Genomic DNA, 17,514 nt, shown 5'->3' with positions numbered 1-17,514 from the left:
CGTTTCGCTCCTTGAATGTTCCGTCATCTACCGCTCCAGTGGTGGATACCCTTGCCTCCAGGCATAGGGACCGAAGGTTGATGGGATTCTCGACATACAGATTGCTCCTTTGAGTCGTACGTGTTCTGATAAGGATAGTAATCTGCGTCTCCTCTGAGTACGGCGTTAGATCTCATCTCGTCTTCGTATATGGATACCCCAGCCTTCAGGCAGCGCATATTTGAATGGGAATGCGCAACCCCACCGGTTTGCCCAGGGAAAGTGTGCCTCGACGAAGACCTTCTGCTATCATAAGAGTATACGCATATCAATCGTAAAATGCAATAGGATGAGCTGATACGTAGCCGCAATGGTCTGGCATTGGATCTGTGAAGTGCTCTTGCGCTTCAGCAGGGATCTGCGTACAATGCCAGGGGACTCCGTGTGAACAGAGATCGTTTAACAAATGTGTATTGGAGTGAACGTTTTTATGGCGATGCAGTTCCCTACCGCTCGTGAGCAGGTTTTACGCAGTGGCGAGACGACTATTGGTGTTATTCCAGAGCTAAGTCTGGTAACGCATTTTCAGGTGGGCTCCTGGCCGGTTCTTTATCGGCCTGCCCAGACCGGCAATGTGAAGCGCTGGGGCATCCCCCTGATGCTGCCTAATTTTGGACGTCTGCCAGATGGTCTTTTTGAGGAGAAGGGGACGACCCTTCCTATGCATGGGTTTGGTCGGAATCTTCCATGGTCTGTTATTCAGCAGGACGATAGGAGCATTCGTTTCCAGTTGAACGATAGTGCTGAGACGCAGGCCGTCTTTCCGTATGCATTTACTTTTACGGCCACGATAGAAGCACATGAGCAAACATTAACCTATACGCTGGTATTGGAAAATCGCAGTGCTGAGGTGATGCCGCTGGCACCTGGCTTTCATCCCTATTTCACGGTGGCTCAAGAAGAGAAGTCTCGATTGATTGTCAGTGGCTTGAACGAGTTTAGCCCTCTTGAGGTTGAGTGGGCGACGCAGCCTCCTGATGTGCATTATCCCTTTCCGCATTCTGTGACCGTTACAGTTCCTTCTTATGGAACGTTTACGATTGCCGAACAGCCTGTCAATGGACGGTATCTGCTGGCTGAGATGCAGGTCTGGTCTGAACCAGCCGCAGCTCCAGACCATGATTTTGTCTGTTTTGAGCCGATTGTGGCACATGAGGGTGGCATTAATCGTCCAGCCGATCGACTCAATATTGCTCCGCATAGTAGCGAGACGATTGTGTGGCAGCTAAGCGCGCAACCACGCTAAAGGTAAACCGGATGTGTCCTCAGGCTCGGGATGCACCATGTGAGCTCTTTCCATCGCTCATGTTCCCATTAAGCGATGGAGGGGCTCACAGAGCGGAGGGGAGCAGAGGAAAGAGACAAGCGACTTTCCCTACTTTGCAGTGTTTTATATTTGTAATAGTGCATGATATAACAAAACAAGTAGGGAAGGTAGCTTGTCTCCTTCCTAAATGTGAAGCTCCACTATGTGAGCTCCACCATGGCTTCTGTTCCCATTGAGCGATGGAGGGGCTCACAGAGCGGAGGGGGAGCAGAGGAAAGAGACAAGCGACTTTCCCCACTTTGCAGTGTTTTATGTTTGTAATGGTGCATGGTATAATAAAACAAGTAGGGAAGGTAGCTTGTCTCCTTCCACATCGTGCCCCTGTACCATGGTTGCCCCTCCATAGCTTCGTTTCCCCATTTTCCGTTTTCCACTTGAGCTATAGAGGGGTTCACACAGCGGAGTGGGAACAGTGGAAAGAGACAAGCGACTTTCCCTACTTTGTGGTGTGTGATGAATATATTCGTGTATGGGTGAAGAAAACAAGAACGAGAAGCTGTACAAAGCCAGCCCTTCCATAGCTCAATTGGAAAGAGATATATTAAATAGGTATACATGAATATATAGCTGGAAGAGAAGAAGGATTGTTCACTGCACATGTTTTATTTATAATGAAATAGGAACAAAAATAGATATTGTCGTGAGATGGGGTGGAAAGAGGGAGCGAGTATATGAGTATTTCGCAGCCATTTTCAAAGGAGCTGAGAGTTGGGAGCTCTTTGCGGCGGGGCGAGTATCTAATTCAGAGCATCTTAGGCCAGGGTGGGATGGGAACGGTCTATCTTGCTACTCATATCGCACTGGCTGATCCTGTAGCGTTGAAGCGCCTGCCTGCTGATAATGATCTTCCAGAGAGTGTCGCAGCGGAATTGGCAGCCCTTCTACAGAGTGACAAAGTGCAGTTACAAGGTGCGTTGACAGGACAGTTTCCCAGTAGTGGTGGTGAGTATACCGATCATTTTCTCCGCGAAGCGCTCTTTCTTGCTCGCTTACAACATCATGCTTTGCCTGCTCTCTACGACTATTTCTTAGAAGATGGCTACTGGTACCTTGTCATGGATTATATTCCGGGCATCCCTCTTAATCTCTATCTGAGTCGCCATGGGCCGATAGACGTTTTGGAGGCGTTAGAGTATGCAATGCAGCTCTGTGAAGTGCTGGATTACCTGCATGCACAGGTGCCTGCAATCATCTTTCGTGATCTGAAGCCTGCCAATATTCTGATCCTCGCTGATGGTACGTTGATGCTCATTGATTTTGGGATTGCGCGCTATTTTAAGGATCAGCAGGAACATGATAGTAGCGATTTTGGCTCCCCTGGTTATGCTCCTCCTGAACAATATCAGGGAAGTGGCCAGACTGATGCTCGCTCAGATCTCTATAGTCTGGGCATTATTTTGCATGAGATGCTCACTGGCGTTTCACCTGGTGAAAGATTATTTGAAGAGCTATTGCCCGCTCGCCACTATCGACCTGCTTTATCGCCTCTGGTTGGAGCTTTGCTACGACTGATGACTCGACATGAGCCCTCATTACGTTTTCAATCAGCTCTGTTGCTCTATCAAGCGTTGACACGCATCTATCGTTTAGAAGAGTGCCGTCTGTATATACAGGAGGTCGAGGCTATAACCCAGCCATTTCATCCTGGAGAGCAGGCGTCACCTGTGCGGTTTTCTTCTGGCGCGGATGAGCAAATGCATTCTCCTGCTGAAGCAGTGCCTTCATTGGAGCAGCGCCGACGTCGGAGGGCGCAATTGCAGGAGGCCCATCGTCAGCGCCTGGAGTACCAGGAGCAGCTTTTTTGGGTCGATGAGGGGCTTCAGAGCCGTTCAAGGCTCTCTTTGTCTCAGCTTGCTCTTCCTCGGACGGCGGATGAGCAGATTACCATTGTGCCACCGATCCATTCAAACTTCTCGCGCGTTGTTAAGATCAGTTTTCTGCTAGCATTATTGCTCTGTAGTAGCATGTTGATCCTCTTTGTGAGCGCTCGTGGCTTGTTTTCCTTATCCTTCTATTCTTCCAGTCAGAGTACTTCTACTGCTCATCATGATGAGGAGCATCGTACATTTGTGTGGCAGGCGATGCCATCATTGTTGCAGCCTCAGGCCGATACCACAGCCGTCTATGTGATGGTGAAAGGACGACCTTATGTCTATATGGGTGGCGGGTACCGCGGAAGGATGACACCGGCCTATAGCCGTACGCTCTATCGCTATGATATAGAGGCAGCTCACTGGGAAAGTGCGACCAGCATCACCTTTCCTGGCATGGTCAATAATGCGGCGACAGCCAATGGGCAGCAGGAGATCTACTTTACTGCGGGTTATTCTTCTGACAGTTATAAGGTAAGCTCACTACTCTATCGTTATCAGCCTGAGAGCGATACATTGGATAAGATAGTGCCACCGGCAGAGATCACTTTCGGGTTTGGTAGCAGTATCCTGGCTGATCAACAGGGTCATCTGTATTTAACGCAAGGGTTTCTGCATGCGGGCAATGGACATGAATTGGCTGGACGGAGCTGGTACCGCTACGATCTGTCCACTGGTGTCTGGCACCTGCTCCGACCGCTGCCAGTTGGTCTGGGATATCTGACATTAGCAATGGATGGCGATAATAATATTCTCTTATTAGGGGGAGCCAGGGATGCAGGCCAACAGCAACAGACAAACGAGCTTTATCGCTACTATCCAGCGTTAAATGTGTGGGAGCATCTAGAAGATCAAGCCCCTCTTCCGTTAAGCGGTGCAGCAAGTTGTGCTCTAGATAGCACACATCTTGTATTGGTGGGTGGCTATGATACGAGCTCTCAAAAGGGGCGGCCACAGAGCTGGTTATTTGATCGGCAGACACTGTTCTGGTCACCGCTCCCTGTGCTTCCCAGGGGAGGATCAATGCTGGGAGCTGCCGCTTGCGATGGCAAAGGACACCTCTATCTTATTCAAGGAGCAGAGGATCCTATCCAACCAACACAGCAGTTTTGGGAATTTATTGCCCCCTCTGCCAGCGTACCACAGCGATAGATGCCGAACAAGCCGTCTATCGCTATGGGCGTTCGTCAGGGGCGGATTGTATCCCAGATTAATTGAGGTTCCGGTACAGGAGCTTCACTCCAGGTATAGCAGCTTAAAAGTTCCGCTTGAACGGCATGTGCCTCTTGCTCATTGCGAGCATGAATCTCTACCAATGGAGCACCCGCCTGGAGATATGCGCCAATTTTTGCCTGTAAGACCAGTCCGGTCCGATGATCGATCTCCTCGCCTTTTTTAAAGCGCCCTGCACCCAATTGCATACTCACCAGCCCTATGCGTTCGGCATGAATAGTAGCGAGATAGCCACTATGTGGGGCAGTGAGCATCACAGTAGAAGGAGCGGCAGGAAGTAAGTCTGGTTCTTCAACCTGACGACGATCGCCACCTTGAGCGGCAACGACCTCGGCAAAGGCCTTGATAGCGGCCCCATTGTGGACTGCCCGGGCCACCTGTTGCTCAGCTTGCTTCATAGATGACGCCTTTCCAGTCATCATCAGGAGCTCAGCTGCTTCATGATAACAGAGCTCAGAGACATCGTCTGGACCTTCACCTTTCAGTATTGCGATGGCCTCCTTCATTTCCAGAGCATTGCCAATGGCCCGACCAAGTGGTTGATCCATCGAAGTAATGCTTGCAACAGTATGCATCCCACTGTTACGGCCAATCTCTACCATCGTAGAGGCCAACTCACGGGCGCTCTCAACCGTCTTCATAAAGGCCCCCGAGCCGAATTTTACATCGAGTAGTAGATGTGAGGCACCGATCGCCAGTTTCTTGCTCATAATACTTGAAGCAATTAATGGAATACTTTCAATGGTTCCCGTTACATCACGGAGAGCATACAGTTTGCCATCAGCGGGAGCTAGCTCGTTAGATTGTCCTGCCAGCACAAGTTGATGTTCTGACAGAATGCGTAGAAAATCGTCGCGAGAGAGCTCAGCGTTGAAGCCAGTAATGGACTCCAATTTATCGATTGTTCCACCAGTATGACCAAGACCACGGCCACTCATCTTGCCTACCGCAACGCCACAGGCCGTCACAAGAGGAGCGACCGCCAGCGTCACCTTATCGCCTACTCCACCAGTACTATGTTTATCAACAACGGGAGAAACGAGCTGCCGAATCTTTAACTGAGCTCCAGATGCAGCCATTGCCAGCGTCAACTGGCTTGTCTCCAGAGCATTCATGCCACGCCAGAAGATCGCCATCAAAAGCGCCGCAGCCTGGTAATCCGGCAGATCACCTTGTGTATAATGCTGAATAAACCAGGAGATTTCAGCCCCACTTAACGTACCACCATCGCGTTTTTTGCGAATAATCTCAACTATCTGCATCATTCTCTATCCTAAAATCGATCGTTTGGTTGGAGTAGAGCAATAGATGGCCACATGTTTGCTCTTTAGCAAGACTAGCAGCCAATTTTCAGGATGTCAACTGGCTGTCATTCAGTCAGAATGATACGTAGCGCATCGATGACCAGACCATTTTCAGTTTCAAACACATAACGTTTAAGAATCTGGCTACCAAGATGAACATTGCGATCAAATGTCAACTGACCATTATTAAAGCTATAAAGATCATTTTGTTCGTTTTGAATACCTTGAATCACCACGGTATCAAATTTTTCAGCATCGTAGGCGTTGAGCGCATGGAAGAGTGTTGCCACCTGTTGCCAGGGAGCACAGTGGCGATAGCTAATATGAATAATTCTTTTCTTACCGTATCCCTTCTCTTCACTTGTAAAGGTATAGTCCAGAGCCCCCTGCTCTAACTGTTTTAGATGAGTAATGGAGCGTGGTGGAAAAGGAGCGGGAGCATCGGGAACAGCTGGCTTTGGTTCGATAGGAGCCTCCGGAGTGGAAGCCTTTTTCTGTCTCCGTACAGCCGTCGCATTGGCCGGAGCTGGAGGTTGTTGTTGTGGTTGTGCTGGACGATAAGGTTGAGGATTGGAGGGAGGCATAGTTGTTCCTGTCCGGCCTGTTGAATGCGCAGGTCGTTGATTGGCTGGTGCCATAGGTGGAGGTTGTAAGGGACGTTGAACTGGAGGAGGTGGGGGATAGACTGGTTGTTGGATGAGAGAAGGAGTATTGCCAGTTCTTTGTCCGCCAGAGCCAGGTTGTTGTGCAGGCGGTTGCCTGGTCAGATCACGCCCACAATTGATACAATAGTTTAATTGATCGGGATTAAGACCGCCACAATAGGGACAGCGCATAGATAGCCTCCCGTTTTCTTATCATTTCCATAACAAATGGTGTTGCTACCGGCAAACAATTGTCCATAAACCATGGCACATGTTAGACCAGTACAATACTGCTAGTAGATATACGTACTGAGCTTGCTGAAGTTTTAGCCTGGCAAAATAGAGTAGACCAGCAGCCACTTATCGTACAAGGCTAAACAATTAAACGGCAGCTAACGTTTTTCATCCAAAGGCACAGTAAGTGAACAAGGGAGTGTATTTAACTTTGCTTAACAATTGCATCCACCAGAAGGGCATTTGAGTGGGTCTTCTCAAAGAGGCGAATGACCTGTTCAGTACTCTCGCGGCGCGAGAGATCAGCCATGCGGCGTCGAACAATCGCTATAGCGCGTAGCTCCTTCTCTGAAAGGAGGCGCTCTTCCTGACGTGTACTGGAGGCTGTGACATCGATAGCAGGAAAGATACGTCGATCGGATAGCTCGCGTGAGAGCCGTATTTCGAGGTTGCCAGTGCCCTTAAACTCCTCATAGACAACTTCATCCAACTTACTTCCAGTCTCCACCAGACAGCTTGCAACAATTGTCAGGCTTCCTCCTTCTTCGAGCGTGCGAGCGGACCCAAAAACGCGCCGACCAACCTCCAGCGCATTTGCATCGATGCCGCCAGAGAGCGTGCGACTACCAAAGCCGCCGCGGCCACCACGGGGAGACTGCCACATATCAGTATTTAAGTTATGAGCTCGAGCCAGGCGGGTAAGTGAATCGAGCAATATTACGACATCGTGTCCATATTCAACTTCTCGTTTGGCATCGTGGAGAGCCTGCTCAACAATGCGTCCATGACGGGCAGATTGTTGATCAAAACTCGATGCATACAGGCGAACCATATCGCCGCGGACCTCCATGCGCCAATCGGTAACTTCTTCTGGCCGTTCGTCGACCAGGCAGAGATAGAGACGTGTTTGTGGAGAGTTAGCCAGAATGGCTGCGGCAAGCTGGCGTAGAATCGTTGTTTTGCCTGTTTGAGGCGGTGCTACAACGAGTGCGCGTTGCCCAAAACCAATCGGAACGAGCAGGTCGATCATGCGAGTAGCGACCGGCAGTGCTCCTGTCTCCAGTATAATGCGACGATTGGGATGGATGGGGGTCAATTTTTCAAAGGGAGTTCGTGTTGATGCCACTCGTCCTTGCACTCCTATCAGTCAGTTTCCTTGAGTTATCCAGGGGATTATTTTCTTCTACTGTATCACATTTGCTTTGCATTTGTCCCGTTGCTTATCCTTATGGTTTACTGGTTCGGGTTGTTAATGCCGATGATGAATGGGGGGCAAGAGCCCGGCCCACAAAATCGACTTTGATTATTGTGGAGCTTCGTTTGAGAGCGGCCTTATCTGGTGGAACTAGCAAACAAGGGCGGAGGCATGTTCGATGGATGGTAATTCGCGCTCTAAAATGGCCTGAGCAAATCTTTCGACCTGTGCCATACAGTCTTCCAGTGGACCGGTATTGTTGATGAGTTGTACAAGATTTGTGAGATGAAATTCTGTGTGTAGCGCTCCCGTAATATATGCTCGGTTGTCCTGTCCATAGTAGTTGCGAAAGATCGTACTAGAGAACGAAGGATGATCATCGGCATTTTTCGAGCAAGCGACGCGCTGATTGACACGTTGGAGGCAGAGTTCGAGGTCAGCATCCATGAATAGAACATAAGCGTTTCTTAAGAAAGCTGGTGTAAACTGGCGAAATGCATGGCGATAATTGTCGCGAGCGAACTCAAGGGTTAGCAGATTGCAGCGTTTGGACCACTGCTGTGCTTCACATTCTACTTCATGAAGGGCCTGATCGAGCACAGTGAAATCGATGGCATCGAAGCCATTATTGGCTGTGGGAAGAAAGCGTTTATGGTCGACATCTTCCCGAAACATCCGCTGTAGGATTGTATAATCGTTGATGTGTCTGGTAGTGTACTGGTGCAAGGCGAAGAAATGCCTGAGATGACGCGCTACAGTTGACTTTCCGCTGCCTGGACGTCCTAAAACGAAAACTTTTATATTCATGGGATGGACACTCCTCACAATACCAGCCAACTTTTTCTTGCTTTGTTTTATTCTACAGGAGTCATACAAAATGGAATGAAAAGCAAGCAGATCAATAAAAACATGGCTGGAGGAATTGGTTAGGTACAGTATATCGGAAAACGGAATAAATTATATACACAGCCAGGGAGGATAGGTGAGATGGGCTATGGAGTACTCATTGTCGATAGCTGTGGCTGAGCCTTATACGCTGGATGAGGCTCAGACGGACCTGAAAAAGATCAGGGTCCGTCTGCACTTTATAGGGAAAAATTATAGTGGGAGTTGAATGAATCCAGGGATTGTAGGGTCCCAACTTAAGACAACGCTACCACCTTTTTGTTTGCCCAGGGCCAGTTCCTCTTCAAGAAAGCCAGTGATCTGTTGACGGACTTCAGTAATGGCGCTGGAGGCTGGATAGCGCAGCAGAATCTCGGTAAGTTTCTGATAGGGATAGGATGAGATCCCCAGGCGAACGGTAATATTTGGTATTGTGACGAGATGTTCTGTCAGGGTGAGCTGCCCAATGGGGGCACGATGAGGATCAATGGCATAGGCTCCTTCGAGCTTTTGCTTCAAGAGTTCTGCTTTGCTGCGAGCCTGTTCCAACGTCATATTCTTCAGCAGGATATAGAAGCGGTCAGCGCAGATGTGATAAAGCTTATATTCAGATGCATCTTTAAAGGCACGCAACTGACTATGGATGCGCATCCCCACGGCGCGACTGAGGTCGCGGGCCATCCCATCACCATACTTGTTAGCAATATTGCTCTGATTATCGATATCGATAGCAATGAACGAGAGTGCTTCAGTGGTAGGCGGCCCTTCCAGAGTCTGTACCTGTTTCAACAGGCTTTCAATCTGCATAATCAGCTCATCTTCGGTCAGAAATTCCTGAAATTGTGTATCGACAATCTTGGGATGGCTGATCATTGAGCGTAATTGCTGGCTGCTCTGGATACGGGCTTGATAGCTTTCGATCAACTCGCGAACCATTTTGCCGAGTATCCGTAGGACACAGAAATCTGTTTCTGAGAAGATCTCAGCTTTTTCCGAGGCCACATAAATGACAGCAATAGCCGTTCCATCGTGGCCTTCAACGGGGACAGCAACACTGGAGAGAACCCCCTGTTCTAGCGACTGTTCCTTTCGTTGGATGATTGGTTGATAAATGATCTGACCACTTTGAAGAGCCTTGATGCTTGAACTAATAAAAGGCTCTTGAGGGGTCTGGGTTGTTATACCAGTCGTATATGGTGCATGCTGGCTTTGTGCGCGCACGATAAGGCTACGCTGCTGTTGAGACAGGATAGAAGCTGGATAATTGGGAAGGAAGATGCAGCTAAAGCGCCAGCGAGGAATGCCAGCCTCGTCGGTGCCGCCCAGGCGTACGATCATCTCAGTCAGGCCTGTCAGGACGATATCTTCATAGTTATTGTTGCTACTGAGATCGATTGCTCCATTCATCTGATCGCGCATCCCCACCCCAAAACAGGCGCGGGTCAGGTATAGATCGGTATAGAGGGGTTTAAGTAGACGATGAAGCGTCTCTGTAAGGAGTGGACTGAGAGTAAGGGGGCGAGCCTCACGCGGTAGGACAATCAACGTTTTGTCTTCGCTGGAGACATCGCTTTGAAGAATGCCAGCCTTCATTGAGCGTAATGGCTCAATGCGATAATCAGAGCTATATTGGAAAGACGGTCGAGGAGTTAATAACGTATGTGTCGAACGATTCTGGTTCATCCACCCCACCAGCGACTCTCCGAGCGTAGGAAGATCATCAATTGAGAGTGTTGGAGCGTGAGAGAGCTCGCTTCCAGTTATGGTTGATTCCAGGGGAAGTACCAATCCTGCCGTCGTATTGGGATGATCCTCGCAGATCAGCAGAAGAGCCAGGCGTAGTGTCTGTGCTACAAAGGTGCGCCAGAACAATTCGGCATGCGCCTGAGTAATGCGCAGATTAATTGGCATATCATGTTGTGCAAAAAGAGGATCCTGGCGGTCCGATTGATGAGGCAGATCACGAGGAAGGCGAGTCGTATTCCAGATCTTATCGATATCGGCAGGAATATCGCTGGGAGAGTAGCCAGCATTGATCAACTCTCGAATAATTGCCAGTTTATCCAGTTCCGAAGGGGTATAGAGCCGACGACCCTTAGGGCCTCCAGGGCGTAAGGGGCTAAGAAAACCATATTCTTCCCAATCGCGGAGCTTATTCTCCGTGATGCCAAACAGATCAGCCGCTCGGCTAATGGTTACCGTCGCTTCATCGCGACCCTTCTGGATATTCTGCAGGATACGTTCTTGTACATCTTCTTTCTGAAGATGTTCTTTGATTGGTTGCTTACTTCGCACGTCCATCTTTGTCTCCCTGGATAGGTGAGGAAAACCTGGGTTGGCGCAACACCTGCATGATAATGGTACCACATAAGCGCATCATTTTGTATCGCGTTGTTTGCAAAGAATGTTGAATTTACCTGTAACAATTGCAAGACACTCGCGCCATTTTACAGCTTGTTTGCTCACACTTTTGTTACATGTTATTGCCAACGCAGCCTAAAAAAAACAATACAGTGTCAAGAAAGTTCATGAATCTAAAGAGAAGTCATGATAAAGATGTTTATAACAGGATTTAGACGTACAGATTTCATAAGTTTCCTCTCTACTATTGACAAAAAAGCTCATGTCAGGTACCATTTACTTTAAATATAACAATTTTCTTCGGAATTGTAAATATGCCTGGGTTGTATTTTCTACCAGGTAGAAAAACGGTCATAATTGCTCGACTTGATAGGTGAGTCGGTTATCTTTGAAGCCAATGCACTGACGGCAGTACTGCTCTCTGTGCGATGAGGCAGAGATTACTGGTAACGGTATCTCTGGGGAGGTCGCTCTCATGGTGACGGATACGACATATACAGGCCTCGATGAGCAGCAGCTGGGTGATGGGCAGACGTGGTATGACCTCTACAACTGGTTGCTTCCTCTTGTTGAGATGTGGGTGCGCGATTCTGGTGTGACATCCTGGTATGGGCAGCAACGGGAGATTGCGGAGGATGTGGCTCATGAGGCGGTGGCACGAACATTTCGGTACAATCAACGTGCACATCGTGGCGAAATGCCTCCCATTGGGTCACTGAAGGCATTGAGCCGGGTCATTGCAAGGAATTATTTCCGCGATTGGCGAAAAAAAGATTGGTGTCTTGTTCGCCCGACGCAAGATGGGGATCTCTATCAGAGTTCGATTGTTACCTGTGACGTGGTTGATGCTTCGCAAGTGGCTATTGATCACCTGATGATGGATGCGATTATTGTGATGGTGGCCCAGGTGGTGGCGAAGTTTCCACGCGGTCAAAAAGTGGCTTTGCTGACTGATCTCGCGAATATGTCTGATCTTGATGGTGAACCTTCGTTGCTGGAACAGGCGCTTCAGGCCGTTGGTGTGCAATTGAGCGATTATAAGCGCCCTCGCTCGGATGACCCTGGCGAGCGAGGGCGTTATGCCGCTCTGCGCAGTATCGCCTATAAGCGTCTCAAACACGAAGTGCAGGTCTAGACGAGCCGCGTTATCTTTCCTGCTGTAAACAGAAACGCTGACCCTGCTTATGTGAAGAAAAATACCCACATAAGCAGGGTCAGCGTTTCTGTTCATGGTAGACGTTCATGAAAGGGGCTCACCACCCGATATGAAAACTTTGTTTTCAGAGGAGAAATACAGGTCTCATCTGTATGGTGTTGCTCATCTTTTTGTGTTGGCACACGATCATGGTCGCGGTAAGGTTGAGGCTCTAAGGGCTGATGCCTGTGGTACAATAGCGTTAGAATGCGATGGTGACCACTAGTTTTAGCAGTACTGAAGGATAAATGTTCATGCCACAACCCTATTCGCAGACATACCTCCCTTTATTTCAGTCCTATCAGGACGAATTGTTGCAGCGTTTAGCTTTACTGGTCAATATTGATTCGGGGACTGGTCAGGTTGAGGGAATTAATCAGGTGATGGCTCATCTTCAGCAATGGCTGACTGAGCTCGATTTTATCGTTACCCTCCATCCCAATGATGAGTTTGGAGCGAATCTGGTTGCTCGTCGGCAGGGGAAAGGGACGCGAAAGATTCTTCTGGTCGGACATGTGGATACAGTCTATGCGGCTGGCGCAGTTCAGGCGCAACCGTTTGCTATTCAAGATGGCGTTGCGCATGGTCCAGGTGTCATTGATATGAAGTCTGGCGTGGTAATGGGGCTCTATGCTCTGAGGGCTCTCCTGGAATCCGGGTTCGATCAGTTTGGTGAGCTGGTTGTTGTCTGGAACAATGATGAAGAAGTTGGTTCGCCTGGAAGTAGTGCGCTGTTACAACAGATTGCGCACGAGGTTGACTATGGTCTGGTGTTGGAGCCGTCGGGCAAGCCAACAGGTCTCACCCAGGCTCGTAAGGGCGCTGATAAATATGTACTGGAGATCAGTGGGGTGTCAGCTCACTCAGGTGTTGAGCCTTATAAAGGTCGTTCAGCAGTGATTGAATTGGCCCACAAGATCCTGGCGATCCAGAATCTTCATGCGCTCTTTCCAGGTGTGACCTTTAATATTACGCGCCTCTCAAGTAGTGAGACACTGAATATCGTCCCGGATCAGGCAAGTTGCCATATCTCTGTACGCGCTTTTAGTTTGCAAGCTCTGGAGGCGGCAGGCGAGGCTTTGAATGAAGTGGCAAGTTCTTCAACTCTGCCTGGAACAAAGATTAAGCTTACATGCACCCATGGACGCAGACCCTATGAGCCGACCCCAGCGGTCAGTCATATGTTAGAGTTAGCAAAAATTGAGGGTGAAGGCGTGGGCCTGAAGCTGCATGCCGAACCTAAAGGGGGCGTCTCAGACGCGAACAACCTCATGGCGGCAGGACTTCCTACCTTAGATACACTAGGACCTGTTGGAGGTGGGATGCATAACCTGGACATTGAGCATCTGCGTGTTGCTTCATTGCCTGTGCGTGGCGCTCTGGTTGCAGGTCTCATCCATCGTCTATGCCTCTCTGAGCCTCTGCATAAAGCTTAGGACCAGTTGATTTGCCTCATCCTATTCGTCAGGGGCCATCTTTTCCGCTATAATAGGGAGAGCTATCACTCATACGTTGCGTATCAGCAGCCTATGGGACTGCTGAGTAATCAATGTCAGCATTGATCTAGCCAGATAGACTATCTGGCGTTATGATAGTCATGATAGCGTTTTTAACAGACCAGACCATCAGAGGAGTTGTTGTTTATGGAATTTCTGACCCTGACGGCCCCGTATCTTGTCATTTTGTATGCGGCGGTTCTCTTATTTATCCGCCCGACCAGGGCGGCCTGGCTTGCGTCTCTGCTGGCTGGCTTATTGATGGGGATCATCAATATAGTGGGAGATCTGCTCGCTTACTCAGCTCACTGGTGGCATTATAGTTTTCATGCCATGACTTTTCAGTCAGTTCCAGCGTATCTCCTGCCTGTGATTAATGCTTTTAATGCAATGGAGAGTAACTGGCATATCTCGTTGCCATTTTATCTGACACCTGTGCTGATTTTTGGGAGCCTGGGCTATCTTTTTGTCTGGCGCTTCTGGCGTAGTCGAGCGCATTGGGTCTCGCTGGTCGCATTAGTCGCTGTTCCGCTCTTTTGTATCGTAAGAGATATTCTGGGTGGAGTCTCCAATACCTCATTCCAGATCTGGGAGAATGTGCCAGCCGCCATCATAGCGACCGTAGTGATGTGGTTAGTGGCGTTTTTTGCGGGCTTTTTGCTGTTCTGGTTCCTTGCTCCAGCTCGTTCCACGCAGGAAGAAGAGCTTACGACCCTGGGAGAGGCACAGGTACACAAACAATAGAGACAAAGGATTGAGAGGCTATGGAACTTTCTCAGGAAGAGATTCTGGCGCGTCTGGCTGCAATCAGTCAGGGAACAGCCGTAGAAGCGATGAAGATCACCATCACCGAAGCCTTCAAGGATCGTGTGGTGGCGACGATGCCAATCGAAGATCAGCATCGGCAGATTGTTGGCTATCTTCATGGAGGAGTCTCAGTCTTATTGGCAGAGACTGTTGCCTCAGTGGCCAGCGTACTGAACATTGATATAGACCGTCAGCTCGCCTTTGGATTAGAGATTAATGCCAACCATGTCCGGCCTAAGAAGGATGGAGTGGTTCGAGCGATTGCCACCCCGTTGCATCTCGGTCGGACCACCCATGTGTGGGATATAAAGATTGTCGACGAGCAAGAGCGTCTGATCTGCGTCTCACGTTGTACGGTAGCAGTCGTAGAGAAGCCAGCATCGTAAAGAACGTTCTTACCGTAGACTGGCGATCTCGGCCATCATCGTGGCGAGATTCTGATAGACATAGTCGGGTTTAATCGTTGAGCGTGCGAGATCTTCGGGCCGATCTTTGCCAGAAAAGACGAGCAACGTTCTGGTGCCAGCTGCCGTACCAGCCTGAATATCCGTATCGAGCCCATCCCCGACCATCACCGTTTCCTGAGCCTGACTCCCTAAGAGGCGTAGAGCTTCCCAGAGGAGTCCGGGCTGCGGCTTCCCAATGACCTCAGGGCTGATGCCACTGGCCGCCTCGATTGCGGCAACCATCGCACCACAGCCTGGTATCACTCCACCAGCAATAGGTAGCAATGGATCGCGATTAATAGCGATAAATGTCGCTCCGCCACGCACAGCCAGAACCGCCTGCGTGAGAGTCTTATAGTCAAAAGAGCGATCAAGTCCAACCAGCACAGCATCAATCTTCTGCTCTGTATGGTTAGCAATCTGAAGCCCATTAGCCTCCACCATATCGAACAGAGGGCGTTCGCCGACTACATAGACCGAGCCAGCGGGGAAGCGATGAGCAATATTTTTGACGGCGGCCTGACCAGCTCCCATAACATGTGAGCCATCGGTCGTAATGCCTAATCGTGCCAATTTTGTCAGAACCTGTACTTCACTGGCAAAAGAATTGTTGGTTAAGAACAGATATTTTTTGCGGGAAGCGTTGAGCCAGTTTACAAACTCATGAGCTCCAGGCAGGAGCTCCTCGCCTCGATAAATCACGCCATCAAGATCAATTAAAAACGTCGTTAGTTCGGTAATCATAGCTCTCCACACTTGTCATCGTATTGGAATGATACAGGAAAAGAGGAGCCCCTTATCGTATTCAGAGAAGGTTTTCCGCCTTCAGGATACCACAAGGGGCTGATAAAGCAATGAGAGGAGTGTGCATGAAGGTTTAGCTGCGCATAAGCTGCTCGCGAATATCAATAATTTCGCGGCGCAAAGTTGGATTAATATTCAGTGTTCGATCGATCTTTTCACAGGCATGAAGAACCGTACTGTGATCGCGTCCACCGAAGAGCTGCCCGATCTCCAGCAGAGAAGCTTGAGTCTCCTGGCGAATGAGATACATAGCAATCTGTCGTGGCATCACGATATACTTATCGCGCTGCTTCCCACACATCGCTTCGAGAGAGATATGATAGTACTCAGCCACAGCCTCAGCGATCTGCTGACTATTAAGATGCGTTTCGCGATTATCATTGCCTAGCGATGAGATAGCTGCGCGTGCCACATCGAGCGTCAGATCGCTACGATGTAATTGTTGGTAAGCCATAAGCCGATTGAGGCAGCCCTCGAGCTCACGAATGTTGGTCTGTACGCGGCCAGCGATATACGAGATAATCTCATCTGGGACATGATAGTGGAGGAGGTCGGCCTTCACACGGAGAATAGCCATCCTCGTCTCCAGATCTGGTGGTTGGATATCAGCGATCAGGCCCCACTCAAAGCGGGAGCGAAGGCGTTCCTCCAGGCTGACAATCGCCTTGGGCGGGCGATCGCTACAGATAACGATCTGCTTGCTCATCTCATAGAGACTATTGAAGGTATGGAAGAACTCCTCTTCCGTTGATTCTTTGCCAGCAATAAACTGGATATCGTCAACCAGCAGGATATCGACGGAACGATATTTAGCGCGGAACTCCTCAGTCGTGCGATACCGAATGGCATTCACGATCTCATTAGTAAACTGCTCAGACGAGACATAGAGCACAGCCAGGCCGGTCTGAACGCCTTGATGTCCGATCGCATGGAGGAGGTGAGTTTTGCCCAATCCGACTCCTCCATAGAGGAAGAGAGGATTATAGGACTCGCCTGGAGCCTCAGCCACAGCCAGAGAGGCAGCATGAGCTAAGCGATTGCTATTACCCACGATAAAGGCATCAAAGGTATAGCGTTGATTGAGGCGATTATTCATGAGCATATTGGTGCGTTGCTCATTGTCCCACTCATCGAGACGTTCGCGTGAAGCATAAGCGAACTCAGTCTGGGTTGGTGTGCGTTGAGTATGTGAGGACACGGAATCGTAATAGGTCTGTTGTGCTGATTGCGCACTGGTCTGATGGCGTACTTCGCGTTCACCTCGTTCTGAGCGTGGACGCGAAGGGGGGGCCTGAGTTGCACTGATGACTGTCAGTTGAGCAGGTTGACTGAGAATCTCCGAGAGCAATTGTTCAAGGATCCCCTGCCAGCGCTTCGTAATGACATCGCAAGCGAGATCATTAGGAACCTGGAGCAGAAAAAGGCCACTATGTTGCCCATGAGTAGATGTCTCCTCGCCCATTGCAGGACTATTCAGGAGTTGAGCATCCTGTAGCCAGGTTTTGGAGACGGCATCAATGGGTGAGTGCTCTAAGTGCTCCAGGACCGTACGCCAGATAGTAGCGGTATTCACCGTTCGTTAAATCTCCCCTTCGCCTTAGCCTTCGACAAGTGCGATGCATTCGATCTCGACCAGAGCCTTGCGAGGAAGTTCAGCGACCGCGACCGTCGAG

At 49.5% G+C, this 17,514-nt stretch carries 13 protein-coding genes; 6 read left to right on the top strand and 7 right to left on the bottom strand.

Going from position 1 to position 17,514, the window contains the following annotated elements; all coding sequences use genetic code 11:
- The first annotated feature begins 469 nt into the window (after positions 1–469).
- Both EL628_RS00065 and EL628_RS00060 read left to right on the top strand, forming a co-directional pair.
- Positions 470–1,285: an aldose epimerase family protein gene (locus EL628_RS00065; RefSeq protein WP_161975162.1), complete on the top strand. Its 816-nt coding sequence runs from the start codon at positions 470–472 to the stop codon at positions 1,283–1,285.
- A 752-nt stretch (positions 1,286–2,037) separates the two neighbouring features.
- Positions 2,038–4,389 carry a protein kinase domain-containing protein gene (locus EL628_RS00060; RefSeq protein WP_126577776.1) on the top strand — a complete coding sequence of 784 codons (2,352 nt, stop codon included), beginning with the start codon at positions 2,038–2,040 and terminating at the stop codon, positions 4,387–4,389.
- A gap of 35 nt (positions 4,390–4,424) precedes the next feature.
- On the opposite strand, the gene EL628_RS00055 is transcribed toward EL628_RS00060, so the two are convergent.
- The 5 genes from EL628_RS00055 to EL628_RS00035 all read right to left on the bottom strand — a co-directional run bounded on the left by EL628_RS00055 (position 4,425) and on the right by EL628_RS00035 (position 11,033).
- Complete coding sequence (locus EL628_RS00055; RefSeq protein WP_126581829.1) at positions 4,425–5,732, bottom strand: thymidine phosphorylase; 1,308 nt, start codon at positions 5,730–5,732, stop codon at positions 4,425–4,427.
- Between the two features lie 107 nt (positions 5,733–5,839).
- Positions 5,840–6,610 carry a hypothetical protein gene (locus EL628_RS00050; protein ID WP_126577775.1) on the bottom strand — a complete coding sequence of 257 codons (771 nt, stop codon included), beginning with the start codon at positions 6,608–6,610 and terminating at the stop codon, positions 5,840–5,842.
- 247 nt (positions 6,611–6,857) lie between these two features.
- Entirely contained in the window at positions 6,858–7,778 is a 921-nt protein-coding gene (rho, locus tag EL628_RS00045; RefSeq protein ID WP_161975161.1) for a transcription termination factor Rho, read from the bottom strand.
- A gap of 219 nt (positions 7,779–7,997) precedes the next feature.
- Complete coding sequence (locus tag EL628_RS00040; protein ID WP_126577773.1) at positions 7,998–8,654, bottom strand: AAA family ATPase; 657 nt, start codon at positions 8,652–8,654, stop codon at positions 7,998–8,000.
- Between the two features lie 291 nt (positions 8,655–8,945).
- A complete protein-coding gene (locus EL628_RS00035) occupies positions 8,946–11,033 on the bottom strand; it encodes a MerR family transcriptional regulator (RefSeq protein ID WP_126577772.1) in 2,088 nt (695 codons plus the stop codon).
- Positions 11,034–11,568: 535 nt separating this feature from the next.
- Here EL628_RS00035 and EL628_RS00030 point away from each other — a divergent pair.
- From EL628_RS00030 to EL628_RS00015, 4 genes are all read left to right on the top strand, one after another.
- Positions 11,569–12,228 (top strand): RNA polymerase sigma factor, encoded by a 660-nt coding sequence (locus tag EL628_RS00030; RefSeq protein WP_126577771.1) that lies wholly within the window; start codon positions 11,569–11,571, stop codon positions 12,226–12,228.
- A gap of 314 nt (positions 12,229–12,542) precedes the next feature.
- Complete coding sequence (locus tag EL628_RS00025) at positions 12,543–13,724, top strand: M20 family metallopeptidase (protein WP_161975160.1); 1,182 nt, start codon at positions 12,543–12,545, stop codon at positions 13,722–13,724.
- 207 nt (positions 13,725–13,931) lie between these two features.
- Positions 13,932–14,528, top strand: a complete 597-nt coding sequence (locus EL628_RS00020; RefSeq protein WP_126577769.1) for a hypothetical protein — start codon at positions 13,932–13,934, stop codon at positions 14,526–14,528.
- Between the two features lie 20 nt (positions 14,529–14,548).
- On the top strand, positions 14,549–14,977 hold the full coding sequence (locus EL628_RS00015; protein ID WP_174719947.1) for a hotdog fold thioesterase: 429 nt from the start codon (positions 14,549–14,551) through the stop codon (positions 14,975–14,977).
- Between the two features lie 9 nt (positions 14,978–14,986).
- On the opposite strand, the gene EL628_RS00010 is transcribed toward EL628_RS00015, so the two are convergent.
- Positions 14,987–15,781 carry an HAD-IIA family hydrolase gene (locus tag EL628_RS00010; protein WP_126577768.1) on the bottom strand — a complete coding sequence of 265 codons (795 nt, stop codon included), beginning with the start codon at positions 15,779–15,781 and terminating at the stop codon, positions 14,987–14,989.
- A 133-nt stretch (positions 15,782–15,914) separates the two neighbouring features.
- Entirely contained in the window at positions 15,915–17,414 is a 1,500-nt protein-coding gene (gene dnaA / locus EL628_RS00005) for a chromosomal replication initiator protein DnaA (RefSeq protein ID WP_218028846.1), read from the bottom strand.
- Positions 17,415–17,514: the final 100 nt, after the last annotated feature.

This window comes from Tengunoibacter tsumagoiensis, assembly GCF_003967535.1.
Lineage (GTDB): Bacteria > Chloroflexota > Ktedonobacteria > Ktedonobacterales > Ktedonobacteraceae > Tengunoibacter > Tengunoibacter tsumagoiensis.
This window is presented reverse-complemented; position numbering and strand designations above follow the sequence as displayed.